General features: G+C 74.0%; 1 protein-coding gene. It reads left to right on the top strand.

What is annotated here, in order from left to right; all coding sequences use genetic code 11:
• Nucleotides 1-92 precede the first annotated feature (92 nt).
• On the top strand, nucleotides 93-722 hold the full coding sequence (locus tag KBX53_RS33900) for a TetR/AcrR family transcriptional regulator (protein ID WP_030327517.1): 630 nt from the start codon (nucleotides 93-95) through the stop codon (nucleotides 720-722).
• Nucleotides 723-1,075: the final 353 nt, after the last annotated feature.

Here is a 1,075-nt window from a genome sequence, read left to right on the forward strand (position 1 = left end):
CCACCACCGCGTGCGCGTCGCTCATGCCGATCCTCCTTCTACACCTGTAGAAGGAGGATACTACCTGCGGAACACGGGAGAGGGGGACCGCCATGACGGCGCGGGCGAACCGGGTCGCGACGCTGACCGACGCCGCCATCGAACTGATCGCCGACGGCGGCATGCGAGCCCTCACCCACCGGGCGGTCGACGGACGCGCCGGCGTGCCGCCGGGCACCACCTCCGCGTACCTGCGGACCCGCCAGGCGCTGATCGAGGCCGTGGTGGGACGGCTCGCCGAACGGGACCGGGCCGACCTGGCCGCGTACGACCTGCCGACCGACCCGCCGCCCCCGACACCGGCTCCCCGGCTCGACAGTGGCGACCTCGACGCGCTCGCCGCCGGAGTCGCCGAGGTGCTCGACCGCTGGTTGAGCACCGGGCGCAGTCGAAGCCTGGCCCGCTACGCCTGCCTGCTGGAGGCGGTGCACCGGCCTGAGCTGCGCAGCATCCTGCAGCACGGCACCGGCCTGCGGGTGCAGGCCCGGGACCTGCTGACCCGGGCCGGGGCGACCGACCCCGACCGGCAGGGCGACCAGTTCGTGGCGTTCGTGGACGGGCTGCTCTTCGATCGGCTGGCCGGCGCGGGCGCGCTCACCGCCCCGCCGCCGGGTAGCGCGGCCAGCCGCGCCGACCTGAGCGCCGCCGTCCGGACACTGCTGCGCGCCCTCACCGGGACCTGACCCGACCGGCCTGCCGGCAGTCGAGCCCCGAAGCGGGCCTGGTGGGTGGGCCTGCCTGGTGGGTGGGACTGCCTGGTGGGCGGACCTGCCGGTGGCGGGCCTGGCGGGTCCGTCGAGAACGTGGGCGCGCTGGCACCGGGCGGGGCGCGGCGGCAGTCCCGGTGAGCAGGCCCGACGGGTGATGGGAGACGGTCATCTCGGAATACCGTGGGCCGTCGACGTGGTGCCGTGGGTGGGCCCTTTGGAGCTGAATCGTTGACGACATCGAGCCAGATCGCTCGCGATATCGATCCGGATCGTCTTGCGGCTCGGACCAGGTCAGCTTCCGACATCGGGCCGGCTCAGCTTGCACC

Origin of the sequence: Micromonospora sp. M51 (genome assembly GCF_018070305.1) — a bacterium.
Lineage (GTDB): Bacteria > Actinomycetota > Actinomycetes > Mycobacteriales > Micromonosporaceae > Micromonospora > Micromonospora parva.